Consider the following 26,184-nt stretch of genomic DNA (forward strand, 5'->3'; position numbering starts at 1 on the left):
CTCAGCGCTTGCCCGAGGCCACGCCCGCGGACCTCACCACATTCACCACGCCGGCGGCGAAGCCCAGCAACAGGAACACGATGAAGCCGAAAGGCGATGTCGACAGCAAGCGGTCGAACCCCCAGCCAATCCCCCCTCCGACAGCGACGCCGGCGATCAACTCCGAGGATAACCGGAAACCAAGCGCCATCGCCGAGGCTCTGGCCGCTCTGTCCCCGCCTTCAGTACCGGATTGATCAGTCTTGCTCCTGCGGCTGTCGCGAATTTCTGACAACCGATGATCGAGACTTCCGAGCCTTGCGGAAAGCGCAGCTTCGTCAGGAGGCGATTGATCGCGACTTCCATTTGCGCCGTCGTTGGTGTTCTCAGCCATGCTGGAAACACTAACCGATGCCGCGGATGATGGAAATTGCGCCCGTCACCCTCAAAAGCCGCGCGGACCATACTTACCGCGTCTAATCAAGTCAAGATTGCGTCGTAACCAGTTATTGCTTTGATTCTGCTGGCTTTATTTGGAGATATTCAAGGTCAGAGTGACGCAGTGATCGCAGTGCAACAGCTTGCGTGGCATTGAGCGATATTGCGCGGCTTTTCCCGCTCTGCTGGGATCGCCGAAAGTCCCGTCCTCTCACGCAGTCAGGTTCCGCATGCCGCGCCAGATCGATTACTACTTCTCGCTGCAATCCCCCTGGGCCTATATCGGCCACAAGCCCTTCGTTCGACTCGTAAGCACTTACGATCTCAAGGTAAATTACCGGCCCGTGCTGCTGGTCGATCTGTTCTCGGAGACCGGCGGACTGCCGCTCGCCAAGCGCCATCCGGTGCGGCAGCGTTATCGGATGATCGAGTTGCAGCGCTGGCGCGACAAGCGGGGGCTGAATTTTCATCTGCAGCCGGCCAACTGGCCGTTCAACGGGCGCCTCGCCGATGGCGTGGTGATCGCGATGCTCGAGTCCGGCCTCGACCCCGAGCCGTTCTTGCAACGGGCCTATCCCGCGGTGTGGGAGCAGCAGCTTAATCTTGCTGATCCTGCGACGCTGGTGAAGCTCGCCGACGATGCCGGTTTGCCCGGCCGGCAACTGGTCGAGCGCTCCGGCACTGAAGCGATCAGCGCGGCCTATGAGCAGAATCGCCAGAATGCATTGGACGCCGACGTGTTCGGCTCGCCCGGATACGTGCTCGATGGCGAGGTGTTCTGGGGCCAGGACCGGATCGAATTGCTTGAAGACGCGTTGAAGTCGGGCCGCAAGCCCTATAGCTCTGTGGTCTAGGGCAGGAATCAGGTTGAGGCGGAGCAAGCCATGCCCATCGCGATGTCGCCGTCGAAATTGTCCATCGCAATTGCTGCCATCCTGATCGCAAGCGGCGGCGCGGCGATCGCGCAAACCGCGCCGGACACCGAAAATGGCCGCTACGCATTATCACCCGCCGGCGATGGTTTTCTGCGGCTCGACACGCGCACCGGCACGGTATCGACCTGCACCAAGAACAGCGCCGGCTGGGCCTGTTACATGGTGCCGGACGAGCGGGCGGCGCTGGACACCGAGATCGGGCGCCTGCAAGCCGACAATGACAAGCTCAAGGGCGAGCTCGCCGCGCGCGCACCGTCGGGCAAGATCGACGAGGCGCTGCCGAAATCCGACCAGTTGAAGAAGGCGGAGCCCAAGGCCGCCGAGGGCGAGCGCAAGATCGAGATCCCGCTGCCGAGCGACCAGGACGTCGATCGCGTGATGTCGTTCCTGGAAAAGGCCTGGCGGCGGCTGATCGACATGGCCAACCGCGTGCAGAGCGACGTCAATGGCGGCAAGATTTGATTTTGTGCTGACACTGTTACGACAGCGTCGTCCCGGCGAAAGCCGGGACCCATACGCCGCGGCCTCTCGATTTCGATGACTCGGAGTTGATGTCCTGCCGAACTAAAGCATGATCCGGAAAAGTGTGCAGCGGTTTTCCGAAAAGATCATGCTTAAACAACAACCTAAGGCGCGATGACGATTCATCCTAATCTCATCGCGCTTTAATGAACATCGGTGGTTATGGGTCCCGGCCTTCGCTGGGACGACATAGTGAGAGTTACAGATGAACTCATCGAGGACCATCACGCACTCGGCGCCATCCTCCGTCGCGGCAACCAGCATCGTGTCGTCGCGCTTGACCGTCGAAACGTCGAGCGCCGGCTTCACCGACATCACGCGCGAGGTCGCCAAATTCCTGCGCGAGGCGCGCGCCGGCGAGGGTGCGGTGACGCTGTTCATCCGCCACACTTCGGCCTCGCTGACGATTCAGGAGAACGCCGATCCCTCCGTGCTGGTCGATCTCACCACGGCGCTCGACCGTGCGGCGCCCGAAGACGGCGGCTGGCGTCACGACACCGAGGGGCCCGACGACATGCCCGCGCACATCAAGACCATGCTGACGCAGACTTCGCTCCAGGTCCCGGTCCTGAACGGGAGGCTCGCGCTCGGCACCTGGCAGGCGATCTATCTGGTCGAGCATCGCAGCCGCCCGCACCGCCGCGAGATCGTGCTGCAATTCATCGGCGCCACGCGCTGACGCGCGCGACCCATCTTTTTAGACCTGGCCTCCAAATGACATCGGCCGCGGATCGCTCCGCGGCCGATGCAGTTTGATTTGATCGCGATGTCGACGGTCAGGTCTTGGTGATGTCGACGTCCTTGGTTTCCGGAATGAACAGCGCGCCGATCACGACGGTGATGGACGCGAAGATGATCGGGTACCAGAGGCCGGCATAGATGTCGCCGGTCGAGGCCACGATGGCGAAGGCGGTCGCCGGCAAAAGGCCGCCGAACCAGCCGTTGCCGATGTGGTAGGGCAGCGACATCGAGGTGTAGCGGATGCGGGTCGGGAACAGTTCGACCAGCATTGCGGCAATCGGGCCGTACACCATGGTGACGAACAGCACCAGGATGAACAGCAGGCCGATGATCGCCGCCACCTGCGGGCGGAAGATGTCGAGCGGATGCGACATCTTCACGATGCCGGCGTCGCCCGCCTTCGGATAGCCCGCCGCCTGCACCGCGGCGAGAATTGCGGGGTTCGACGTCTTGGCGTCCGTATACGGCACTTCCTTGTCGTTGATCAGGATCTTCACCGGCGAGCCGGCCGGGCCCGGCACCGTCGAATATTTCACCGACGATTGGGCAAGGAAGGCGCGCGCGGTGTCGCAAGGTGCGGTGAAGACGCGGGTGCCGACCGGGTTGAACAGGTCGCCGCAGCCTGCGGGATCGGCCACCACCTCGACCTTGGTCTGCTCGATGGCCTTCTCCAGCGCCGGGTTGGCGTTGGTGGTGATCATCTTGAAGATCGGGAAGAAGGTCAGCGCCGCGATCAGGCAGCCGCCGAGAATGATCGGCTTGCGGCCGATCTTGTCGGACAGCATGCCGAATACGATGAAGAAGCCGGTGCCGAGCAGCAGCGACCATGCGATCAGCAGGTTGGCGGTATAGCCGTCGACCTTCAGGATCGATTGCAGGAAGAACAGCGCGTAGAACTGGCCGGTGTACCAGACCACGCCCTGGCCCATGGTCAGGCCGAGCAGCGCGAGGATCACGATCTTGGCGTTGCTCCAGGTCGCGAAGGCCTCGGTCAGCGGCGCCTTGGAGGTCTTGCCTTCGTCCTTCATCTTCTGGAAGATCGGCGATTCGTTGAGGCGAAGCCGGATCCAGACCGAGACGCCGAGCAGCAGCACCGAGACCAGGAACGGGATGCGCCAGCCCCAGGCCGCGAAGTCCGCTTCGCCGAGCGCGGAACGGGTGAACAGGATCACCAGCAGCGACAGGAACAGGCCGAGCGTCGCCGTGGTCTGGATGAAGGAGGTGTAGTAGCCGCGCTTGCCGTTCGGCGCATGCTCCGCGACGTAGGTCGCGGCACCGCCGTATTCGCCGCCGAGCGCCAGACCCTGGGCAAGACGCAAGATGATCAGGATGATCGGCGCCGCGATGCCGATGGTCGCCGCGTTGGGCAGCAGGCCGACGATGAAGGTCGACAGACCCATGATCAGGATGGTGACGAGGAAGGTGTATTTGCGGCCGACGATGTCGCCGATGCGGCCGAACACGATAGCGCCGAAGGGGCGGACCAGGAAGCCGGCGGCGAACGCCAGCAACGCGAAGATGTCGCGGGTTGCGGGCGGATAGGCCGAGAAGAACTGCGCGCCGATGATGCTTGCCAGCGAACCGTAGAGATAGAAGTCGTACCACTCGAACACGGTACCGAGCGAGGAGGCGAGAATGACGAACCGTTCGTCTTTCGTCATGCCGGCGGGCCGCGCCGAACTTGCAGTCATTGTAGACATCTGGATAGCTCCCCCCGAAATATTGCTGCCATGCTCGCCCCCGGCTGGCGGGTGAGGCCCGAATGGGCCCTCGGCTTGAGATGAAGGTAACATCGCAGTGAAACCCGCCCCAATAAGACTTTTGGCCTTTTCAGGATCGAACCTATCTTCAGAAGGAAGAGCAGGATGGAACGCCTCCGCATGCGTCTATTGCGGCGCACAAGCTGCGCGGGTTAACTGCGTTGGCATCTGGTATTATCAAGCGCTTGCGTGATACTGCCGCGCGGGCGAAAACCGGGCGACGCGGGTTAAGCCCGCTTGTGGGACTGAGATGACTGCTGCTGCCAATACTCATCTCGTCATCGCCGATGACCATCCCTTGTTCCGCGATGCGCTGCGACAGGCGGTGGCGGGTGTTCTCCCGTCGGCCAGGATCGACGAGGCCGGATCCTTCGAGGACCTGACCGGGCTGCTGGAACAGACCTCGGAGGTCGACCTGATCCTGCTCGACCTCTCGATGCCCGGGATCTCCGGCTTTTCCGGTCTGATCTATCTGCGCGCGCAATATCCCGCGATCCCCGTCGTCATCGTCTCCGCCAGTGACGATGCCGGAACCATCCGCCGCTCGCTCGACTTCGGCGCCTCCGGTTTCATTCCCAAGCGCTTCGGCGTCGAGACGCTGCGGGATGCCATCATGAAGGTGATGGAGGGCGACGTCTGGGTTCCGCCCGACACCGACCTGTCGGCTGCGGCCGATCCCGACATGACCCGTCTGCGCGACCGCCTGGTGACGCTGACGCCGCAGCAGGTCCGGGTCCTCATGATGCTGTCGGAGGGCCTTCTCAACAAGCAGATCGCCTATGAGCTCGGCGTCTCCGAGGCCACGATCAAGGCGCATGTCTCGGCCATCCTGCAAAAGCTCGGCGTCGAGAGCCGCACCCAAGCCGTAATCGCCGCCGCAAAGATCGCCGGCGGCCAATGGCGCCAGGGCACGCCGCCGACGTAGTCTCGAGCAACTCCAGCTGTGATTGCCGGGCTCGGGCCATGGCATCGCGAGCCGGCGGGTGGCGCGAAAGCGCGCCCGATGGCACGCTTTCGCGAAGCCATCCAGATCCCATTCAAACTGCGCATCGGTCGAAAACCGAGTATCCTGTCCGGCATCGGCCCGTGAGAGGCCGCGTGCTTTTGGGGAGAACGCCATGATTTCCGTCACTCGCGTCGCCGGACTATCTCTGGCTGCGGCAGTCCTTCTCGGTACCAGCTCTTTCAATTGTGCTCAGGCCAAGCCGCTGATGATCGTCGGCCTGGATGAGAAGCTGTTGTGGGACGACGACGGCAAGCCGGTGTTGTCAGCGCCCGGCAAGGATCAAGTGCTGATCGTCGATCTCGCCGATCCCGAGAACCCGAAGATTGCGGCTTCTCTCCCATTGAAGAACTCGGTAGTCGGCCCCCCGGTCAACGTCGCTATTGATCCGACCGGAACCGTGGCGCTGGTCGCGGATTCGGTCGACGTGGTGAAGGAAGGCGACGCTCTGAAGCAGGTGCCGGATAACAAGATCTATGTGATCGATCTCAAGGCGACCCCGCCCAAGCTGGCCGCGACCATTGCCGGCGGAAAGCAGCCATCGGGATTGAGCTTCAGTCCCGATGGCAAGATGGCGTTGGTCGCTAACCGCGGGGACAATTCGATCAGCGTACTTTCGGTCAACGGCACTGACGTCAAGATCACCGACACGATATCGATGCCTGACAGTGTCGCGCATGCCGTGTTCGCGCCTGACGGCAAGCACGCGCTGGCCGTGCGTTTTCCCGCGCACAAGATATCGGTGCTCGATATCGCCGGCGACAAGGTCACCTACACCAAGATGGACCTGCCGGCCGGCCAATGGCCTTACAATGTCGCAGTGGCCCCGAACAGCAAGATCGCGTTGACGTCGGACAATGGCAACGCAGGCGCGTCGGACGGCAGCGTCGACACGGCCAGCGTCATCGATCTCGAAGCGAAGCCGCCGCGCATCATCGATCGCGTGGTGGTCGGCGATGGGCCGGAGGGGCTTGCCGTCAGTCCGAAGGGGGATCTCGCAGTCTCGGTGATCCTGCGCGGCTCGAACATGAAGAATGCGTTCTTCCATGAGAAGAACGGCAGCGTCTCGGTCCTGAAGATCGACGGCAAGAAAGTGACCAAGACCGGAGATATCGAAGTCGGTGGACTGCCTGAGGCCGCGGTCTTCACGCCTGACGGAAAATACATCCTGGTCGGGAACTACCTCAGCCAGGATTTCTCGATCCTCAAGGTCGACGGAACCAACGTTACCGACACAGGCAAGCGCTTTCAGGTGCCAGGGCACCCGGCGTCGGCCGGAATGGGACCGAACTGAACCGACGCTTGGCGATCTTGCTGGAGCATGTGATTTTCGGTTGAGCCGGCCACTCCGCAGGCTCGCTTCACCTCTCGCGCTTGCGGGAGGGAGCGCAGTGTCCTTGCGGCGCCTTCATGATGCGATTCGATCCAATTGCATCATGATCCAAAGCGAGATGCGCGCCCGGATTGCGCCGCCGCGCGCTACTCCGCCGCCGCGACCATCTGCTGGGTGCGCCACTGTCCGAGCAGGGCGCGGAGCGAGGCCGGTTTCACCGGCTTGTTCAACACGGCGACCTTCTCCTCACGCGCGGCGACCTGCACGGCGGGGCTGCGATCGGCGGTGATCAGGATCGCAGGGATGGCGTCGCCGAAGCGGCGGCGGATCTCGCGGATGGCGGCGATGCCGTTGCCGCGATCGAGGTGATAGTCGACGAGCAGGCCGGTGACGCGGCCGCCGGCGGCCTCGATCGCGCTGATGGCGCCGTCGGCGTCGAGCACCGCGATCACCTCGGCGTCCCAGGCCTTCAGGAGCGTGCGCATGCCGTCGAGGATGGCCGCATCGTTCTCGATACAGACGATCAGTGCGCCGCTCATCGGCGTCTTCGACAGCGGCGTCGCGGTGGTGACGGCCGCAGTATGGTTGACTGCGGTCGCGACCGGCACGGTGACCGAGAACGCCGAGCCGCCGCTGACATTGGCCGAGATTGCGATGCGGTGGTTGAGCACCCGCGCCAGCCGTTCGACGATCGACAGGCCGAGACCCAGGCCGCGCGCGATCCGCGCCCCCTGCTCCAGGCGATGGAATTCCTTGAAGATCTCGCCGCGCTTGACCGGGGGGATGCCGACGCCGGTATCGTAGACGCAGATCTTGAGCGAGGCGCCGCGGCGGCGGCAGCCGACCAGCACGCGGCCGCGCGGGGTGTACTTGATCGCGTTCGAGATCAGGTTCTGGAGCAGGCGCCGCAGCAAGAGCCGGTCCGACTCGACCGGCAGCGAGCAGGGCACGAAGCTGAGCTCCAGTCCCTTGGCACGCGCGATCGGCGCGAACTCGATCTCCAGCGAGCGCATCAAATCGGCCATCTTGAAGCTCGAGATCGAGGTCGTCATCGCGCCGGCATCGAGCCTGGAGATGTCGAGCAGCGCGCCGAGGATCTCCTCGATGGCCTGCAGCGATTCGTCGATGTTCTCGACCAGCCGCGTCTCTTCGCCTTCGTGCTGACGCTCGACCAGGCTCGTGACATAGAGCCGCGCCGCGTTCAGCGGCTGGAGGATGTCGTGGCTGGCGGCGGCGAGGAAACGCGTCTTGGAGATGCTGGCGTCTTCCGCCGCGCTCTTGGCCAGTGCCAGCTCGGAGTTCAGCCGCGTCAGCTCCTCGGTGCGGTCGCGCACGCGCTTTTCCAGCGTCGCATTGGCGCGCTCCAGAGCTTCCGCGGCTTCGAAAGTGGGCGTGACGTCGGTGAAAGTGATGACGAAGCCGCCGCCGGGCATATGGTTGGCACGTACCTCGATCACCAGATGGCGGTCGGTGAAGCGTTCCAGATAAGGCTCGCCCTCGGTAGTGTAGGCGCGCAGGCGGGCCTGCAGCAGGCTGTCGCCGTCGCCGGCCGCGGGCGGACTGATCGCGCCCATGAATTCGAGGATCTCGGACAGCGGGATGCCGAGTTGCACCAGATGCTGCGGCAGCCCCAGCAATTCAGAGAACTGCCGGTTGGAGCAGATCAGTTGCAGATCGGCATCGAACACGGCGATGCCCTGGCGCACGTGGTTGAGCGCGGTCTGGAGGATCTCGCGGTTGAAATGCAGCGCCGCGTGCGAGTCGTCGAGCAGCTTCAGTGCGGCCTTGGCGGAGACCGTCCGCTTGCGCAGCAGCAGCGACATCACGAGGCGGGAGGAGGCCGCGCCGATCGAGGACGCGATCAGGTGCTCGGCGTGCTGCAGCAGTTCGAAATCGGCCGGCGCCGACGCCAGCAGCACGATGTTGCGGTCGACGGCGAAGGAGGCGAAGGCCTCGCGGGTGCGGTCGGGTCCGAGATATTGCGCCACCGTGGTCTGGATGTCCTGCACGGTGATGCTGGTGCGCCAGCGGCGGAAGCTCGGGGAGATCGGTGCGAGCGTATTGGGCACGAACAGATCGGCCTGCAACAGCTCGATGGACGACGGTTGGCGCGCCAGCGACAGCAGCACATAGGTCAGGATGTTGAGCGACAGCGACCAGATGACGCCGTGCATCAGCGGCGGCAGGTCGGCGCCGAACAGCGCCTGCGGCCGCAGCGCCTCGATGCCGAACGGGCCGTGCTGGAGCAGCATGATGCCGGCCGTCGAGGAATCCATGAAGCTCGGAATGAACAGCGTGTAGAGCCACACCGCAAAGCCCACCAGCATGCCGCCGATGGCGCCGCGCGCGGTGGCTCTGCGCCAGAACAGGCCGCCGAAGAACGCCGGCGCCAGCTGGGTGATCGCGGCAAACGACAACAGGCCGATCGCGACGAGCTGGGTATTGCCGAGCGCGCGATAGTAGAAATAGGCCATCACCATGATGGCGAAGATCGAGAAGCGGCGCGCCTTCAGCAGGAAATCGCCAAAGTCCTTCTGGCCGGCGCTGGCGTCGTCGCTGCGCGGCAGCACCAGCGGCACCACGAGGTCGTTCGAGACCATGATGGAGAGCGCGACGCATTCGACGATCACCATCGCGGTCGCCGCCGACAGGCCGCCGACGAAGATGACGACGCTGAGCAGATCGGCGCCGCCTTCCATCGGCAGCGCCAGCACGTACATGTCGGGATCGGCGGCGCCGAACGGGAAGGTCACGAGGCCGGCGATCGCGATCGGGATCACGAACAGATTGATGGCGACGAGGTAGAGCGGGAACAGCCATCGCGCCCGGCCGACCTCGGCATCGGAGGAATTCTCCACCACGCTGACGTGGAACTGGCGCGGCAGCAGCATGATCGCGCACAGCGACAGCAGCGTCATGGTCAGGAAGTTGCCGATCGACGGCGAATAGTTGATCGCGCGCACCGCTTCCGGCGTCTTCATCGCCCGCTCGATCAGCTCATGCGGCGAGAACATCCAGAAGGTGACGAAGATGCCGGCGGCGAGGAAGGCGATCAGCTTGATGATGGATTCGGTCGCGACCGCCAGCATCAGGCCGTGCTGGTGCTCGGTGGCATCGGTCTGCCGCGTGCCGAACAGCACCGCGAAGGCGGCCATCGACAGCGTCACCATCAGCGCCACGTCGCCGACGACAGGGATTTTCGAGAAGGCCTGGTCCTCGCTCAGGATCGTCTCGAGCGAGGAGGCAACCGCCTTGAGCTGGAGCGCGATGTAGGGCACCGAACCGATGATCGCCATCAGCGCGACGGTCGCCGCCACCGCCTGGCTCTTGCCGTAGCGGGCCCCGATGAAGTCGGCGATCGAGGTGATGTTGTGGGTTTTGGCGAGCTGGATCACGCGGCGCAACACGCCGGCGCCGAGCCCGATCATCAGGATCGGGCCGAGATAGATCGCGAGGAAGTCGGTCGAGGTGCGGGTGGCGAAGCCGACCGAGCCGAAGAAGGTCCAGGAGGTGCAGTAGATCGCCAGCGACAGCGGATAGATCCACTGGCTGGCACGGCCGCGCTCGCCGGGCGACGTGCGGTCGCCGCGGCTGGCAATGAAGAACAACAATCCGATGTAGGCGAACGCCGTGGCGATTACGCCCCAGTCGTGCAGCATCGCTGCTCATCTCCTGTCCCGGCCGCTGGGGAAGGGCCGGTTGTCAGGATTATAACGCAAAGGGCCGGCCGCGCGATGCACGGCCGGCCCAAATTAGGGGTCGGAAACGGATAGGGTTACTCCGCTGCCAGCGACTTCTCGCGCAGCGGCAGGCCGAGGCGGTCCCACACCTGGAGCAGCGCTTCGGCGAGCTGATCGATCAGGCCGTCGTCGTGATAGGGCGAGGGCGTGATGCGCAGGCGCTCAGTGCCCTTGGCGACGGTCGGATAGTTGATCGGCTGGATGTAGATACCGTGCTCTTCGAGCAGGAGGTCGGAGGCCTGCTTGCACTTTTCGGGATCGCCGACGAACAGCGGCACGATGTGGGTGTCGCTCGACATGACGGGCAGGCCGGCGGCATTGAGGATCGCCTTGACGCGGGCGGCGCGGTCCTGGTGGCGCTCGCGCTCCCAGTTCGAGCTCTTCAGGTGCTTGATCGCGGCGGTCGCGGCCGAGCAGACCGCCGGCGGCAGCGCGGTGGTGAAGATGAAGCCCGGCGCGTAGGAGCGCACGGCGTCGATGATCTCGGCGCGGCCTGCAATGTAGCCGCCGAGGCAGCCGAAGGCTTTTGCCAGCGTGCCCTCGACGATATCGATCCGATGCATGACGCCGTCACGCTCGGCGATGCCGCCGCCGCGCGGGCCGTACATGCCGACGGCGTGGACTTCGTCGACATAGGTCATCGCGCCATACGTCTCGGCGAGATCGCAGATCTTGGCGAGCGGCGCGACGTCGCCGTCCATGGAATAGAGGCTCTCGCAGACGATCAGCTTCGGCCGATTGGGGCCGGCCGCTTTCAACAGCTCTTCGAGATGCGCAACGTCGTTGTGGCGGAACACGACCCGCTCGCAGCCGGACTGCCGGATGCCCTCGATCATCGAATTGTGGTTGAGCTCGTCCGACAGGATCAGGCAATTCGGAATCAGCTTTGCGATGGTCGGGATGCCGGTCTGGTTCGAGACATAGCCCGAGGTGAACAGCAGCGCGGCTTCCTTGCCGTGGAGGTCGGCGAGCTCGGCTTCGAGCTGGATCAGCGGATGGTGCGTGCCGGCAATGTTGCGGGTGCCGCCGGCACCGGTGCCGACGCGCGTCGCGGTCTCGACCATGGCGCCGACCACCTTCGGGTGCTGGCCCATGCCGAGATAGTCGTTGGAGCACCAGATCACGACGTCGCGCTTGCCCTTCGGCGAATGCCAGGTGGCGTGCGGGAAGCGTCCCGCGATCCGTTCGAGGTCGGCGAACACCCGGTAGCGCCGCTCGTCATGCAGGCGGTTGAGGGCGGTATTGAAGAACTGGCTGTAATCCATCGGCAAACCCAGAAAGCGGAACCTGACCGGAATGACTGCTTCTTCTTAGAGCTTTTCCAGCTCTAATGTCCATGCATTGACCCACATCTGGGCATGCGCCGCAGTTGGGCAAATTGCCCTAGCTGGGGACCGTTCGGCTCGATTTCGGTCATATCGCCGGGCGACGCTTGCCGCCCGGCCGGGGCTCAGGTCGTCTTGAAGCGCAGCATGCCGTCGGCGTGCATCTCGGCCGTCAGCCGGCCCTCGACGATCATATAGTTGACGTGGGCGACGAGTTCGCCGGCGGCAAAGCCCATCTGGTGCTCGTCCAGCACGTGCTTGTTGAACACGACAGGCACCAAGGCGCGCGAGGTTTGCGGCATCTCGCGGCAGGCCTCCGCAATCAGGCGGCAGCGCTCCTCGTGATGGTCGGCGAGCTGCTTGATGCGGGTCTTCAGTCCATAGAACGGCACGCCATGGCCGGGCAGCACCAGCAGATCATAGGGCAGGGTGGTGGTGAGGCTCGCGAGCGAGGCCAGGTATTCGCCGAGCGAGTTCTGGTCGGGCTCGACTGCCCAGACGCTGACATTGGGCGAGATCTTGCTCAGCACCTGGTCGGCGGAGAGGAACAGCTTGTCGTCGGCGCAATACAGCATGACCTGGTCGAGCGCGTGGCCGCCGCCGGTGATCACCTTGAAGCGGCGCGTGCCGATCACGACCTCGTCGCCATGCGAGATGCGGCGGTAGGACGGCGGCAGCACCGAGACGCGCTTGAGATAATCCTGGCCGCGGCCGAGCAGCTTCTCGGTCAGCGACTCGTCCATGCCATGGCGGCGGAAGAACAGCCGCTGCGCCTCGCGCCGCTCCTCGGTGCCGCGGTTCTGGTGATAGACCGATTGCAGATATTCGACCTGCGACATCACCAGCGGGCAGTCGAACCGCTCGACCACCCAGCCTGCAAGCCCGACATGGTCGGGGTGGGAGTGGGTGACGATCAGGCGCGTGATGTTGATGCCCTTCAGCGGTCCATCGAACAGCTTGGTCCAGGCCTCGATCGTCTCCTCGTTGCCGAAGCCGGCATCGATCATGGCATAGCCGTCGCCGTCGGCGAGCAGGTAGATGTTCACGTGGTTGAGGCGGAACGGCAGTTTCAGCCGCGCCCACAACACGCCGGGCCTGACTTCGACGATCTCGTCGTGGCCGGGATGCTGGTCCCAGGGGTAGCGCAGGGCCTCGGCCGAGGAGTGCACGGGGTCGGTCTTCTTGTCCATGCTACGGGCTTAGCGGCACATTGCCCGCCGCGCCAGCCGAAAAATCAGATAGTCGTCCGGAGAAAGCGATGGGAAATCGCCGGAATTCCGTAGCCCGGATCAAACGAAGCGCAAGCCGGGTTCTGTCTTCTCCTTCCCCCCTGAAAGGGGGAAGGTTGGGATGGGGGTCAGCCGCAGGCGACGCTGCAAGCCGAGAGAGCGGATCCCCACCCGCTTTGCTCTGAAGAGCAAAGCGACCTCCCCTTTTCAAGGGGAGGTCAGGGCTGCAATTTCGCGCGCAATCTACGCCGCGCGGATGTTCGACAGGAAGCCGTCGATCTCCGAGCGCAGCACGTCGGCCTCGCGCCGGAGCGCGTCCGAGGCGCTCAGCACGTCGCTTGCCGCAGCGCCTGCTTCGGCGGACGCGGTGGAGACGCCGACGATGTTGCTGGAGACTTCGCTGGTGCCGCCGGCGGCATGCTGGATGTTGCGGGCGATTTCGCGCGTGGCGGCGCCCTGTTCCTCGACCGCGGCTGCGATCGTCGTGGTGACGTCGTTGATCTCGCCGATCGTGCTCGAGATGTTGCGGATGGCCGAGACGGCCGTCGTCGTCACCTCCTGCATGCTGACGATCTGCTGGCGGATTTCCTCGGTCGCTTTTGCGGTCTGGCTCGCCAGGCTCTTCACTTCGGAGGCGACCACGGCGAAGCCGCGGCCGGCCTCGCCGGCGCGCGCCGCCTCGATGGTCGCGTTGAGCGCGAGCAGGTTGGTCTGCGAGGCGATGGTCTGGATCAGGTCGACGACGACGCTGATGCGGGCGGCATTGTCGGCGAGCCCCTGCATCGTGCTGTCGGTGGCGCTGGCTTCCTCCACCGCCTTGCGGGCGATCTCCGCCGAGGTGACGACCTGGCGGCTGATCTCCTGGATCGAGGAGGACAGCTGCTCGGTGCCGGCCGACACGGTCTGCACGTTGACCGACGTTTCCTCCGCGGCGGAGGCGACCGCGTTCACCAGCGCGTTGGACTGGTCGGCGGTGTTCGACATGCTCTGCGCGGTCGATTGCATCGAATTCGCCGCGGTCTGCAGGCTGCCGAGCGCGCTGCGGACGTTGGATTCGAACGTGACGATCTGCGCTTCCATGCGCGAGGCGCGCTCCGCCTTGGCGCTGCGGTCCTTGTTCTGGTTTTCCGTGAGCTCGCGGCTCTCGACCATGCTCTCGCGGAACACCTGCAGCGCGTCGGCCATGACGGCGATCTCGTCGCGCTGGCGGCTCTGCGGGATCTCGGTGTCGAGGTCGCCGTCGGACAACAGCTGCATCGAGCGCTGCAGGCCGCCGATCCGGCGCAGGATGCTGCGTCCGACATAGAGCCAGACGAACAGCGCCGAGCCGACCAGGGTCAGCGCGCCGAGGCCGATCATCACCATGGTCGCGAGCGAAATCTCCTGCCGCGCCTGGAAGGTCGAGGCGTTGGTCTCCTTCTGCACGCCGTCGACGAGCTGCTGCACGCTGATGCCGAGACCGACATTGAGCTTGCGGGTCTCGTCCAGGATGGTCTGGCCATAGTCGATGGAGTCGAGCTCCTTCTCGCGCAGATTGAACACGCCGGTCTTGCCTTCGCCGAGCACCAGCAGCCGCGAGGCGGTGTCGCGCACGGCCACGATCGCCGGATTGTTCGGAAAGTCCTCGAGGTTGGACTTGACGCGTTCGCGCCCGGCCTTGAACTCGGCCTCGATCGCATCGAGCGTTTCGCTGGAATTGGCCGACAGCGCCGCGGTCATGTCGGCGGCCATCAGATTGCCGGCGGCGAGCACGTTGCTGATCTGGCCGACGGTGCGGGCAGCTTCAGTGGCGTCGTCCGCGGACACCTCGGCCGCGGCGAGGATGGCGTTGAGCCGGGTCTGCGCGTCGAGCATCGCGGAACTTGCGGCGGAGACGAACGCCGCCTGCGCCTTGCGCAGCGCGTTGTATTGCTTGTCGCGCAGCGCGCCGACCTCGAGCCGCTCGCGCGCCGCCGAGATTAGGCTCTTGGTGGCCTCGTCGGTGTTCTTGACGTTCTCCTGCAGCGCGCTGACCACGGATTTGTCGGCGCCGAGCTCGATGATCTCGCCGAGCTTGGCGTTGGTGAGCCGCGCGACGTCCTGCACCTTCCTGGTGCGATCGTTCAGCGCGTCCTCGCTCTGCACGGCGAGCAGGCCGGGGCCTTGCGCCGCGAGCGAAGCGCTTTGCGCGGCCAGTTGCAGGCTCGCGGCAAGCCGCGGAATGTCGCGGCCAGAGAGATCGGTCATGGTGCCGCCGAGCCGATGCAGCACGATGCCGGCGCCTGCGCTGATCACCAGCGCCATGCCTGCGATGACAGCGAATGCCGCGAACAGGCTGCCCCTGACGCCCATCTGCGGCAGATGGATACGCTTGAGATTTGGTTTGCCGAGCTTGAACCGAAACGCCATTGCCCCTGTGCCCCCTGGCCCACTACTCTTGGATGTTTCCCCGGCGCGGGAGTATCGGTGCGGCCGGTTAACAAAATCGGGAAAATTGCGACGATCTGCGGGATTTTTCAGGGCTGCCGCGCAGTGGCGACGTCTCGGTTCGCTGCGCGGAATCGATGCACGCGATCGGATGCAAAAAGGCCGGCTTGCGCCGGCCTTTTCCACTGTTGGTTGTGGGTGTGTTCTCAATAGCGTTTTCGAGCGAAGTGGGTTTCCGGTTCGCGTGAAGAAAACGCGTCAAGGGATCTAGAGCCCCCGTTCCGATGCAATCGGAACGGGGATGGCTCTAGTAGCGGCCGTAAGCGGGGCCGCCGAGGTTGCCGAGATTGAAGCGGTAGTTGAGGCCCGCCTTCACCGTGTGCTCGTCGTTGTGGAAGCTGCCGACCGGCACCAGCGCGCCCGGCGCGGCGAAGCGGCTGTCGCCGAAGTCGTAGTACTGGTACTCGGCCTTGGCCGACCAGTTCGGGGCGAACATGTATTCCAGGCCGGCGCCGACGGTGTAGCCGTTGCGGTGATCGCCGTCGATGATGAAGCCGGTCGGCACGCCGCCCACGGTCACCTTCTCGTTGTTGTCCGAATAGGCATAGCCGCCCTTCACGTAGAGCAGGCCGGGGCCCCAGGTGTAGCCGACGCGGCCGGTGATCGAGCCGAGGCCGCGCTGGTCGTTGTTGTAGACGTAGCCGCCCGGGAAGATCGCGTTGAGCTGATGGCCGCCGACCCAGGAATACTGGCCTTCGAGGCCGATCACCCACATCGGCGACAGCTGCCAGTCGTAGCCGGCCTGCACGCCGCCCATGAAGCGGGCGTCGGAGTCGGACAGCGCGAGGCCGTTGAAGTTGTTGTTCTGGGAGAACACGCCGCCAAGATGGCCGCCGAGATAGAAGCCGGTCCAGTTGTAGAGCGGAGCGGCGTAAACAGGCGCGGGCGCCTTCTGATAATAGCCACGGTTGAAATCGGCGGCGTTGGCGGTCGCGCCAAAGGCAGCGACGGCCGCCGCGACGGCGGCGGTTGCGAGCAGGAACTTCTTCATGGGGGCAGTCTCCGGACAAGTCATGAGGCGCAGCGTGAATGGCGCCATCCACGGCGACGCCTTAGACCGCATTTGAATAAAATGCAGTCACCGGAACGCTGCTCGGAGCGTTAAGTCGCAGCCTTTGCGGCGAAACGTTTTGTTGTGCCTAACGAACGCTTAAGGCGGAATGAAGCAAGGCTTAACGCGGTGCGCGCGAGCCGCGTTCCTGTTAACCAAGCCGCCGGCTGGAGCATGATCCGGAAAAGTGCGAAGCGGTTTTCCGAAGCGATCATGCTCGAACAAGGAGCTGAAGCGCGCTGACGATTCAACTCAATCTCGTCGCGCTTCAGGCCAGTCGCTTGCGCACATCGTCGCGCATCTGCTCGCGGAACGCCTGGCGGCGCGCGGCGCGATCCCTGACCGGAACGTCATGACGATCGAAGATGTCGAACTTCTCCAGGATCGGATAGCGCTCGCTCGCCATCGCGAGCACGCGCAGCAGGGCGGCAACCTTCGGGGTCGGGCCGCTGACTTCCCATCTGCGCAGCTTCTCGGCGCCGCCGGCGGCCGATAACCCGCACAGCTTGGCCATGTCAGCCGCCGTCAGCTCGCGGCCCAGCGCCTCGCCGAGATGTTCGCGCAATTTCTTCAGTTCTGGGCCGGTCACGCTTGGTCCGCTCCGCGATGGCAAAATGTGAAGTGAGTCACATGACGTGCTCGAGGCGCGGGTTATACGCCACGCAGGCGACTTCTAGAGCCTTTTCCGTTCCGATTGAATCGGAACGGGGCTCCAGATTCTTGTTTTGACGCGTTTTCTTCACGCGAAGGGGTGCCCACTTCGCTCGAAAACGCTTCTGAAAGGAAACCATCATGCACGGCATCATCGAAAGCCTCAGCCCCGCACACGATCAGATCGATTGGAAATGGGTCGGCAGTGTGTTCGCGTTCTACGTCGTGCTGACGATCGGCGGGATGGGCGCGCTGCTGGCGCGTTGATCCGCGGAAGCGGTGCGAAGGGCCGATTGCGCGGATAGCGGTCATAATAGAGCGGTCACGTGACGGCTGAGGCCCGGCGGTAGCCGCCGGAACCGGATCGCATAATCCTCCCTGAGAGGCGGTAGCCACGTCCTGCCGGCGCCTCCGTTCGGCGCCGACTGGGTGTGTTCAGATCATCAGCGTGAAGCGAGAGCGTTGGCCATTCGGGCAGATGCGCCGGGCGGCCTTGGCAAAGACCGTGCAGCGACCGCGGGTGCGGATGGCGTCGCATTGGTCGGCCAGGCACCAGGGAACGGCGGAGCGAAGTGGTGCGCCTTCAGAGCGACGATTTCCCATGAGTTCAGACAGGTTTTCCCGCCATACTCCGTCGAGTTGTAGAAGGCGTGAAATCCGATACCGAGAGCCGAGGCGAAGCGGTCTCCCTTGGTCGCTCCATCCACATAGCTTCTGAGCTTGGCGCAGAACTTGGGCAGATTTGCCGACCAGGGAGAATCAACCGCATTCTGGGCATTGTTGAATTGGCTTTGAAGCTCGCCGTAGCGATCGGAAAAGGCCCTGTCCACTCCGAGCCAGCCGTTTCCGCCGTCAATATCCGGCCCGGTGTCACGCACGATCTTGTCGATCGAGATGACGGTCTTTCGACCGCTTCTGTAGCTGATGTTGCTGGCGGTTGACCTGATCTCATACTGCCTGGGATCGGGCGATCTGGTTTCCGCAAACGACGCCATGATCGAGTTCACCCCGTTGTTGAGCGTGGTGATGGCGTTGCTGTTCTTCTCCAAATAGGAGACGACAGGAACGATCGCCGATCCAATACCGGTGCCCGTGGCCAAGGAGCCCAACGCGACGGCACTGGTGCCGACCGTCGCAATCCCGCTCACAAACTTCGTCGGGTCGTTGAATCGAATGGTGTCCGACTGCTTGTATTCAAAGTGCAGCCTTACTTTCGCGTTCGCCGGAACGTCGGTGATGATGGTGCCTTCGCAGTTCTGAATTTGAACGTCGCCAAAGTTGGCTTTCGCTATGATCGGCACTTTGACCTGCTTGGTCTCGTTGCTCTTGGCGTTCGGGAAGGTCACCACGGCCGCCAGGGCGACAGACTTGTCGTGAATATTGAACCCATCCTGGAATATGTTGCCGGTTCGCTTCGCTCCGACCCAGCCCGACGCCACGTTGTTCAAGCTCTGCGCATTGTCGCAGAGATTGCGGACCTTGAGATCGTATTCGAAGACGTCCCTGGGACTGTCGAAGGCTCTTATGACCGGCGGCGAGCCCGAAGCACGCTCAATATCGACCAACTCAAAGCCAAATGCGGACGAGGATGCCAACAGCGCAAGAGCCGTCGGCAGCAAGGTTTTGATGCGCACGTGAAATCCCCCAATTCCCAATCGTATTGCGGAGTCTTGAAATTCGCCATGTAACTACAGTTACATAGAAGTATAGCTCCGGCCGAAAATCAACCAAAAGTAGATTTTCAGGACGGAGGGCTGTCGAGGGGGTAGTGGGATCAGGGCGGGCGGGGAGGTCTTCGGCTCAGTCGCAGTGCGATGAAGATGCTGGTGCTGCCAGACAGGATTGAACTGTCGACCTCTCCATTACCAATGGAGTGCTCTACCACTGAGCTACGGCAGCATGCCCGGGAAAAATTGAATCGGCCCCAAGGGCCCGTCCAAGCGGGCGGTTCTTGCCACAGGCCTCCCTTTGGCGCAAGCGAAACAGCGCCCCTGTCGCCCTTGAAATCGGCAGAAATCGACGGCCTCGCCGTTGATTCCGGCCAATCTGGCCGATTTCGGCCGGATTGGGTTCCCGATCGCGCCGAAACTATTCCGATTTGCGCTTGCCGCCGAATCATATCGCCGCAACTGGCCGACCGGGCAGGGTGCGCGGGCACCCGCCATTGGCTATGCTCACCTCGCGCAGGGCGGCGGCGGTTCGAGAGTTTTGCAATGACAGGCGATCAGGACAGAAGCGGCGGGCAGGCCGGAGCCCGCGTGAAGGATTCACGACAGGATCGTCTCAAGCTGGCGCTGCGCGAAAACCTGAAGCGGCGGAAATCGCAGGCGCGCGGTCGTGATGATGCGGCCTCTTCCGAAGCCGCCCATGGTTCGCTAGATGGCGGCCCGGTAGATGACGGCTCGCTGGACGACGATGGCGGAAGCGAGCCTGGCAAAGTGACAGGCTAAAGCCGCGGTTCTGATCCAATGAGAACTTCCGCATGGCGCAAGTGATGAGGGTACGTCGTTCCGGGGCGCGAAGCGAACCCGGAACCTCGAGATTCCGGGTTCGTGCTTCGCACGCCCCGGAATGACGAACGTAGGCAAAGAGAAGCGGGTCGCCGGCATGGCTGTAGTAGAAGACACGACAATCAACCGGCTGAGCGCAACCGCCTACGCCTTCCCGCGCCATGAGCAGACCTTTCCGACCCTGACCGCGCACGAGATCGAGCGGATGCGCCGCTTCGGCGAGCCGCGCGCATACCAGGATGGCGAGTTGCTGTTCGAGACCGGCAAGCCCGGCCCCGGCATGTTCGTCGTGCTGAAGGGCCTGGTCGCGATCACCCAGCGCGACGGGCTCGGCCACGTCACCCCGGTGATCGACCAGGGGCCGGGGCAATTCCTGGCCGAGCTCAGCCAGCTCTCCGGCCAGCCGGCGCTGGTCGACGGCCGGGCCGAGGGCGATGTCGAGACGCTGCTGCTGCCGTCGGACCGGCTGCGCGCGCTGCTGGTCGCCGAGGCCGAGCTCGGTGAGCGCATCATGCGGGCGCTGATCCTGCGCCGGGTCAATCTGATCCAGGGCGGCGCCGGCGGGCCGGTGCTGATCGGCCCCGCCTCGGTCGGCAATATGGCCTCGCTGCAGAATTTTTTGGCGCGCAACGGCCAGCCGCACCACTTGCTCGACCCCGAGACCGACAAGGATGCCGCCGACCTCGTCGCGCGCTATTCGCCGACGCGCGCCGAGCTGCCGCTGGTGGTCTGTCCCAACGGCACGGTGCTGCGCAATCCTTCCGAGACCGCGCTTGCGATGGCGCTCGGCATGATCGGCAACAGCGCGCATGAAAAACTCTACGATGTCGCCGTGGTCGGCAGCGGCCCGGCCGGGCTTGCCACCGCGGTCTATGCGGCATCGGAAGGCCTGTCGGTTGCGGTGTTCGATTCCCGCGCTTTCGGCGGCCAGGCCGGCGCCAGCGCGCGGATCGAGAACTATCTTGGTTTTCCGACCGGCATCTCGGGCCAGGCCCTGACCGCGCGTGCCTTCACCCAGGCGCAGAAATTCGGCGCCGACATGCTGATCCCGGTCTCGATCAAATCGCTCGACTGCACGAAAGCGTCCGGCGCATTCGTGCTCGACACCGCGTGCGGGCATACGCTGCGCGCGAAATCCGTGGTGGTCGCCAGCGGGGCGCGCTATCGCCGGCCCGAGATCGACAATCTCGATGCCTTTGAGGGACGCGGCGTCTGGTACTGGGCCTCGCCGGTCGAGGCGCGGCTCTGCGCCAACCAGGATGTCGTGCTGGTCGGCGGCGGCAACTCCGCGGGGCAGGCGGCGGTGTTCCTGTCGGCGCATGCTCGCAAGGTCAACATGATCATCCGCGGCGGCGGCCTGGGCGCCAGCATGTCGCGCTATCTCATCGAGCGCATCGAAGCGACACCGAACATCGAATTGATGTTCAACACCGAGATGATCGGGCTCGACGGCGCGGAGACGCTGCAGCGGGTGCGCTGGCGCAGCCGGCTCGCGCCCGACGAGTTCACCATGGATATCCGCAATCTCTTTTTGTTTGTCGGCGCCGATCCGGCGACCGGCTGGCTCGAAGGCTGCGGCGTGCAGGTCGACCGCGGCGGCTTCGTGATGACCGGCGTGCAGACCGGCGAAGGCGCGCGCGCCGTGCCGCTGCTCGAGACCACGGTGCCCGGCGTCTACGCCGTCGGCGACGTCCGCTCCGGCTCGGTCAAGCGCGTCGGCGGCGCCATCGGCGAGGGCGCGCAGGTCGTGGCGTCCCTGCACGGCTATCTCGGCGACGCGGGCAGTCCGACGCTGTAGGAGGCATGATGTCGAAAGGCTGCATCCATATCGCCGGCATCCAGGATGTCACGCCGAGCGCGCTCGGCTGCGAGGAATGCCTGAAGAGCGGCAGCCGCTGGCTGCATTTGCGCATCTGCCGCACTTGCGGCCATGTCGGCTGCTGCGACGACTCGCCGAACCGGCATGCGACGGCGCATTTCCACGCCACCGGCCATCCCGTGATCGAGGGCTACGATCCGCCGGAAGGCTGGGGCTGGTGCTATGTCGACGAGGTGCTGTTCGACCTGTCGAAGCGCAAGACGCCGCATAACGGACCGATCCCGCGCTATGATCGATGAGGCTTCTTACACGGCGCACGTGCCGCATCGTGTGACATACGTGCGAAAATTTTCAGCAATCGCCGGCGCCGGCAAAATTCTTCATGAGATGTCGGCCGTCCTGCCATCGAAGCATGTAGCAATTTTCCGTCACGCGTCGTAACCTCGCACGCGGGTCTCAACGGGGAGTGCGCCACATGACGACATTGGTGCTCGTGCACGTCATTATCAGCCTGATTGCAATCGTCGCCGGCGTGCTCGTGATGTTCGGGCTGCTCGGCTCGCGCGCGATGCCGGGGCTGACCGCGATCTTCCTCGTGCTGACGATCCTGACCAGCGCCACCGGCTTCGTGATCCCGCCTTTGGTGACCGAGAAGCTGCTGCCGTCGCACATCATCGGCGGGCTTTCGCTGGTGCTGCTCGCGATCGCCTGCATTGCACTCTATGCGATGCAGCTCAAGGGCGCCTGGCGCCCGGTCTATATCGTGACCGCGATGATCTCGCTCTATTTCAACGTCTTCGTGCTGGTCATTCAGTCGTTCCTGAAGGTGCCGGCGCTCGCCGCCCTCGCACCGGCCGTGCCGCCGGCGCCGCCGTCCGGTCCGGTGTTCGCCGTGGTGCAGGGCATCGTGCTGGTGTTCTTCGTGGTGCTGACCATCGGCGCCTGGCGCCGCTTCAGACCGATGGCGTTCGCCTGATCCGACAAGCCGTCGTCATTCCGGGGCGACGCGCAGCGTCGAACCCGGAATCTGGCAATCCAATATCTGGATTCCGGGGTCACGCTGCGCGTGCCCCGGAATGACGAATACAAGAGGAGCAATTCAAATGCCCACCATCACCACCAAAGACGGCGTCGAGATCTTCTACAAGGATTGGGGCTCCGGCCAGCCGATCGTGTTCAGCCATGGCTGGCCGCTGTCGTCGGACGACTGGGACGCGCAGATGCTGTACTTCGTGACGCGCGGCTACCGCGTCGTCGCCCATGACCGCCGCGGCCACGGCCGCTCGGCGCAGGTCGCCGACGGCCACGACATGGATCACTATGCCGACGATCTCGCCGCGCTCACCGCGCATCTCGACCTCAAGAACGCCATCCATGTCGGCCATTCCACCGGCGGCGGCGAGGTCGTGCACTACATCGCGCGCCACGGCGAGAGCCGGGTGGCGAAAGCCGCGATCCTCTCCGCCGTGCCGCCGCTGATGGTGCAGACCGCGGCCAACCCCGGCGGCCTGCCCAAGAGCGTGTTCGACGGCTTGCAGGCCCAGCTCGCCGCCAGCCGTACGCAATTCTATCGTGACCTCCCCGCCGGCCCGTTCTACGGCTACAACCGCCCCGGCGCAAAGCCGTCGGAAGCGGTGATCCAGAATTGGTGGCGCCAGGGCATGATGGGCGGCGCCAAGGCCCATTACGACGGCATCGTCGCGTTCTCGCAGACCGATTTCACCGAGGACCTCAAGAAGATCAACGTGCCGGTGCTGGTGATGCACGGCGACGACGACCAGATCGTGCCTTACGCCGATTCCGCGCCGCTCTCGGCCAAGCTGCTCAAGAAGGGCATCCTGAAGACCTACAAGGGCTTTCCGCACGGCATGCCGACCACGCACGCGGAAACCATCAACGCCGATCTCCTGGCGTTCTTCAAGGGCTGAGGCGGCCGGCGCTGCGCGTCGTACCGCTTGTCACAACGCCGCGCAGCTTCACCGCCTCCAAAGTGAGGCAGCCACCGACGGTAGGGTTCCCCCCTTGGCGGGGGCCGTTGTGGAGCGAGGGGTGCGTGATTTCGGAATATTAGAAAAATTACCCCTGATTTGCCCGACGTGTCAAGTTGCCTTGTCGAACGCCGCCGCCGTCATCTCCTTTGCATGGGGTTGTTTTCGATATTTTGGCCGTGCGCTCGCCGGTTCCCTTGAGCAGGGTTTCCTTGAGGCCACGTGGTACCGCTTGGTACCTCTTGGTACCTCTTGGGCCGCAAGGCGTTATAACCACCGTCATGTCCCCACCCGCGCCGCTGAAACTGATCGCGCTCGACGCCGACGACCTTGCCGTGATCTCGACCCATGTCCAGGACGCCCGAGTCCAGACCTCCGACATCATCTGGCGGCAGGGCGAGAAGCGGCTCGTGGTCGGAATGAGCCGGCTGGACTGGGAGCAGACACTGTCGGGCGGCACCTGCTCGCGGCGGCTGATCGCCGCGCTCAGGTTCGACCGGGTGCTGGCATGCAAGTCGCGCAATATCGACCTGGAGGCCCCGGAAGCCACCCTGGAACTGCTCGGGATCGAGTTCTATGCCTCCGACCCGCCGGGCGGCAGCGCCCTCCTGATGTTCGGCCATGGCGGGGCGCTGCGGCTGGATGTCGAGTGCCTGGAGTGCGAATTGACCGATCTTGGCACCGACGATCTCGGCGTGGCGCCGGGGTAGTCACCGTCGCCCCGGCCCTCGCCGGGACGACGACGCACAGGGTTGACGGCCATTATCCGTCGCGCCATTGAGCAGGGACCCGAATTCCTCCTAAGAAAGCCGTCATGCCCGTTCGCCTGGACCGACAGAGCGCCGATTTCGAGCAGCGATTCCGCGATTTCCTGGCGGCCAAGCGCGAGGTATCGGCCGACGTCGAGCGCGCCACCCGCGCCATCGTCGACGACGTGGCGGCCCGCGGCGATGCGGCGCTGCTCGAGGCGACCAAAAAGTTCGACCGGCTCGATATCGAGGCGGCCGGCCTGCGCATTACCGCAGCCGAGATCGACGCCGCGGTTGCGGCCTGTGACCCCAAGACCGTCGAGGCCCTGAGATTCGCGCGGGACCGCATCGAGACCTATCACCGCCGTCAGCTCCCGAAGGACGAGCGCTTCACCGACCCGCTCGGCGTCGAGCTCGGCTGGCGCTACACCGCGATTGAATCCGCCGGCCTCTACGTGCCCGGTGGCACTGCCGCCTATCCGTCCTCGGTGCTGATGAATGCGGTGCCCGCGAAAGTCGCAGGCGTTTCGCGCCTCGTGATGGTGGTGCCTTCGCCGGACGGCAAGCTCAATCCGCTGGTGCTGGCGGCCGCGCATCTCGGCGGCGTCGCCGAGATCTACCGTGTCGGCGGCGCGCAGGCCGTCGCCGCGCTCGCGCACGGCACCGCGACGATCGCGCCGGTCGCAAAGATCGTCGGCCCCGGCAACGCCTATGTCGCCGCCGCAAAGCGGCTGGTGTTCGGCAAGGTCGGTATCGACATGATCGCCGGCCCCTCGGAGGTGCTGGTGATTGCCGACGATACCGGCAACGCCGACTGGATCGCCGCCGATCTGCTGGCGCAGGCCGAGCACGATGCGAGCGCGCAGTCGATCCTGATCACGGACTCGGCACGCCTTGCCGCCGACGTCGCAAAGGCGGTCGAGGCGCAGTTGAAGACGCTGCCGCGCGCCGAGATCGCCCGCACCTCGTGGAACGACTTCGGTGCCGTGATCAAGGTGGCAAAACTCGACGACGCGGTCGAGCTCGCCAATGCGATCGCGGCCGAGCATCTCGAGATCATGACCGCGGACGCCGAGGGCCTGTCGAACAAGGTCCGCAACGCCGGGGCGATCTTCCTCGGGGCCCATACGCCGGAGGCGATCGGCGATTATGTCGGCGGCTCCAACCATGTGCTGCCGACCGCGCGCTCGGCGCGGTTCTCCTCGGGCCTCGGGGTGCTTGACTTCATGAAGCGAACCTCGATCCTGCGGTGCGGGCCGGATCAGCTTCGTGCGCTCGGGCCCGCCGCGATGACTCTCGGCCAGGCCGAGGGTCTCGATGCCCATTCACGTTCCGTCGGATTGCGCCTCAACCTCTCATGAACAAGCCACCAGACGACGAGGATTCCACCAATCGCATCGTCGGCGTCACGCTCGACGAGGAGTCGATCGGCCGTTCCGGGCCGGACATCGAGCATGAGCGGGCGATCGCGATCTACGATCTGATCGAGCAGAATCTGTTCGCGCCCGAGGGCGCGGAGGGCAAGGGCCCGTTCACGCTGCATATCGGCATCACCGGCAACCGATTGATGTTCGACATCCGCCGTGAGGACGGCTCGCCTGTCGTCGCGCATCTGTTGTCGCTGACGCCGTTCCGGCGGATCGTGAAGGACTATTTCATGATCTGCGACAGCTACTACCAGGCGATCCGCACCGCGACCCCGGACAAGATCGAGGCGATCGACATGGGCCGCCGCGGCATTCATGACGAGGGATCGCGCACGCTCCAGGAGCGACTGAAGGGCAAGGTGCGGGTCGACTTCGAGACCTCGCGCCGCCTGTTCACGCTGATCACCGTGCTGCACTGGAAGGGCGAAGGCGCATGATCCCGACCCGGAGGGCCGCGTTAGCGCAAAGTGGATGCCGGTTTTCGGTCGCGACAAACGCGTGCGTTTGCGCGGAGATCA

General features: G+C 64.5%; 23 protein-coding genes and 1 tRNA gene. 14 read left to right on the plus strand and 10 right to left on the minus strand.

What is annotated here, in order from left to right:
- Position 1: 1 nt before the first annotated feature.
- Entirely contained in the window at positions 2–373 is a 372-nt protein-coding gene (locus RX327_RS04600) for an AtpZ/AtpI family protein (RefSeq protein WP_317249611.1), read from the minus strand.
- Positions 374–647: 274 nt separating this feature from the next.
- Between RX327_RS04600 and RX327_RS04605 the strand changes: the two genes are divergently transcribed.
- The 3 genes from RX327_RS04605 (at position 648) to RX327_RS04615 (ending at position 2,553) form a co-directional block, all read left to right on the plus strand.
- A complete protein-coding gene (locus RX327_RS04605) occupies positions 648–1,271 on the plus strand; it encodes a 2-hydroxychromene-2-carboxylate isomerase (RefSeq protein ID WP_317249612.1) in 624 nt (207 codons plus the stop codon).
- Between the two features lie 30 nt (positions 1,272–1,301).
- A complete protein-coding gene (locus tag RX327_RS04610) occupies positions 1,302–1,814 on the plus strand; it encodes a hypothetical protein (RefSeq protein ID WP_317249613.1) in 513 nt (170 codons plus the stop codon).
- Between the two features lie 265 nt (positions 1,815–2,079).
- Entirely contained in the window at positions 2,080–2,553 is a 474-nt protein-coding gene (locus RX327_RS04615; protein WP_317249614.1) for a secondary thiamine-phosphate synthase enzyme YjbQ, read from the plus strand.
- Between the two features lie 97 nt (positions 2,554–2,650).
- Here RX327_RS04615 and RX327_RS04620 read toward each other — a convergent pair whose 3' ends face one another.
- The gene (locus RX327_RS04620) at positions 2,651–4,276 is read right to left on the minus strand and encodes an MFS transporter (RefSeq protein ID WP_317251203.1); all 1,626 of its coding nucleotides are present in this window, start codon (positions 4,274–4,276) and stop codon (positions 2,651–2,653) included.
- 349 nt (positions 4,277–4,625) lie between these two features.
- Here RX327_RS04620 and RX327_RS04625 point away from each other — a divergent pair, with 349 nt between their 5' ends.
- Together RX327_RS04625 and RX327_RS04630 are read left to right on the plus strand one after the other, a co-directional pair.
- Complete coding sequence (locus RX327_RS04625; RefSeq protein WP_317249615.1) at positions 4,626–5,300, plus strand: response regulator transcription factor; 675 nt, start codon at positions 4,626–4,628, stop codon at positions 5,298–5,300.
- Between the two features lie 193 nt (positions 5,301–5,493).
- Complete coding sequence (locus RX327_RS04630; protein WP_317249616.1) at positions 5,494–6,672, plus strand: YncE family protein; 1,179 nt, start codon at positions 5,494–5,496, stop codon at positions 6,670–6,672.
- A 185-nt stretch (positions 6,673–6,857) separates the two neighbouring features.
- On the opposite strand, the gene RX327_RS04635 is transcribed toward RX327_RS04630, so the two are convergent.
- The 6 genes from RX327_RS04635 to RX327_RS04660 all read right to left on the minus strand — a co-directional run bounded on the left by RX327_RS04635 (position 6,858) and on the right by RX327_RS04660 (position 17,111).
- Positions 6,858–10,370, minus strand: a complete 3,513-nt coding sequence (locus RX327_RS04635; protein ID WP_317249617.1) for a PAS domain-containing hybrid sensor histidine kinase/response regulator — start codon at positions 10,368–10,370, stop codon at positions 6,858–6,860.
- 116 nt (positions 10,371–10,486) lie between these two features.
- On the minus strand, positions 10,487–11,716 hold the full coding sequence (gene hemA / locus RX327_RS04640; RefSeq protein ID WP_317249618.1) for a 5-aminolevulinate synthase: 1,230 nt from the start codon (positions 11,714–11,716) through the stop codon (positions 10,487–10,489).
- Positions 11,717–11,901: 185 nt separating this feature from the next.
- Complete coding sequence (locus RX327_RS04645; protein WP_317249619.1) at positions 11,902–12,966, minus strand: MBL fold metallo-hydrolase; 1,065 nt, start codon at positions 12,964–12,966, stop codon at positions 11,902–11,904.
- A 282-nt stretch (positions 12,967–13,248) separates the two neighbouring features.
- Positions 13,249–15,393, minus strand: a complete 2,145-nt coding sequence (locus RX327_RS04650) for a methyl-accepting chemotaxis protein (protein ID WP_317249620.1) — start codon at positions 15,391–15,393, stop codon at positions 13,249–13,251.
- A gap of 325 nt (positions 15,394–15,718) precedes the next feature.
- The gene (locus RX327_RS04655; protein WP_317249621.1) at positions 15,719–16,462 is read right to left on the minus strand and encodes an outer membrane protein; all 744 of its coding nucleotides are present in this window, start codon (positions 16,460–16,462) and stop codon (positions 15,719–15,721) included.
- 328 nt (positions 16,463–16,790) lie between these two features.
- Positions 16,791–17,111 (minus strand): hypothetical protein, encoded by a 321-nt coding sequence (locus RX327_RS04660; protein WP_317249622.1) that lies wholly within the window; start codon positions 17,109–17,111, stop codon positions 16,791–16,793.
- A 203-nt stretch (positions 17,112–17,314) separates the two neighbouring features.
- Here RX327_RS04660 and RX327_RS04665 point away from each other — a divergent pair, with 203 nt between their 5' ends.
- Complete coding sequence (locus RX327_RS04665) at positions 17,315–17,440, plus strand: hypothetical protein (protein WP_283809382.1); 126 nt, start codon at positions 17,315–17,317, stop codon at positions 17,438–17,440.
- Between the two features lie 176 nt (positions 17,441–17,616).
- On the opposite strand, the gene RX327_RS04670 is transcribed toward RX327_RS04665, so the two are convergent.
- Positions 17,617–18,807, minus strand: a complete 1,191-nt coding sequence (locus RX327_RS04670) for a hypothetical protein (RefSeq protein ID WP_050382331.1) — start codon at positions 18,805–18,807, stop codon at positions 17,617–17,619.
- A 190-nt stretch (positions 18,808–18,997) separates the two neighbouring features.
- Positions 18,998–19,072: transfer RNA gene (locus tag RX327_RS04675), tRNA-Thr, on the minus strand.
- Between the two features lie 314 nt (positions 19,073–19,386).
- On the opposite strand from RX327_RS04675, the gene RX327_RS04680 reads away from it, so the two are divergent.
- The 8 genes from RX327_RS04680 to RX327_RS04715 all read left to right on the plus strand — a co-directional run bounded on the left by RX327_RS04680 (position 19,387) and on the right by RX327_RS04715 (position 26,103).
- Positions 19,387–19,623 (plus strand): hypothetical protein, encoded by a 237-nt coding sequence (locus tag RX327_RS04680; RefSeq protein WP_152977373.1) that lies wholly within the window; start codon positions 19,387–19,389, stop codon positions 19,621–19,623.
- A gap of 157 nt (positions 19,624–19,780) precedes the next feature.
- Positions 19,781–21,481 (plus strand): FAD-dependent oxidoreductase, encoded by a 1,701-nt coding sequence (locus tag RX327_RS04685; RefSeq protein WP_317249623.1) that lies wholly within the window; start codon positions 19,781–19,783, stop codon positions 21,479–21,481.
- A gap of 8 nt (positions 21,482–21,489) precedes the next feature.
- Positions 21,490–21,801, plus strand: a complete 312-nt coding sequence (locus tag RX327_RS04690) for a UBP-type zinc finger domain-containing protein (RefSeq protein WP_193395177.1) — start codon at positions 21,490–21,492, stop codon at positions 21,799–21,801.
- A 176-nt stretch (positions 21,802–21,977) separates the two neighbouring features.
- Positions 21,978–22,478 carry a hypothetical protein gene (locus RX327_RS04695; RefSeq protein ID WP_317249624.1) on the plus strand — a complete coding sequence of 167 codons (501 nt, stop codon included), beginning with the start codon at positions 21,978–21,980 and terminating at the stop codon, positions 22,476–22,478.
- 127 nt (positions 22,479–22,605) lie between these two features.
- Positions 22,606–23,430 carry an alpha/beta hydrolase gene (locus RX327_RS04700; RefSeq protein WP_317249625.1) on the plus strand — a complete coding sequence of 275 codons (825 nt, stop codon included), beginning with the start codon at positions 22,606–22,608 and terminating at the stop codon, positions 23,428–23,430.
- A gap of 341 nt (positions 23,431–23,771) precedes the next feature.
- Positions 23,772–24,200 (plus strand): DUF2948 family protein, encoded by a 429-nt coding sequence (locus RX327_RS04705; RefSeq protein WP_317249626.1) that lies wholly within the window; start codon positions 23,772–23,774, stop codon positions 24,198–24,200.
- A 104-nt stretch (positions 24,201–24,304) separates the two neighbouring features.
- Complete coding sequence (gene hisD / locus RX327_RS04710) at positions 24,305–25,600, plus strand: histidinol dehydrogenase (RefSeq protein ID WP_317249627.1); 1,296 nt, start codon at positions 24,305–24,307, stop codon at positions 25,598–25,600.
- Positions 25,597–26,103 (plus strand): UPF0262 family protein, encoded by a 507-nt coding sequence (locus tag RX327_RS04715; protein WP_317249628.1) that lies wholly within the window; start codon positions 25,597–25,599, stop codon positions 26,101–26,103. Before hisD ends, RX327_RS04715 begins: the two co-directional genes overlap by 4 nt.
- Positions 26,104–26,184 lie beyond the last annotated feature (81 nt).

The organism is Bradyrhizobium sp. BEA-2-5, assembly GCF_032918025.1.
GTDB classification, from domain to species: domain Bacteria; phylum Pseudomonadota; class Alphaproteobacteria; order Rhizobiales; family Xanthobacteraceae; genus Bradyrhizobium; species Bradyrhizobium pachyrhizi.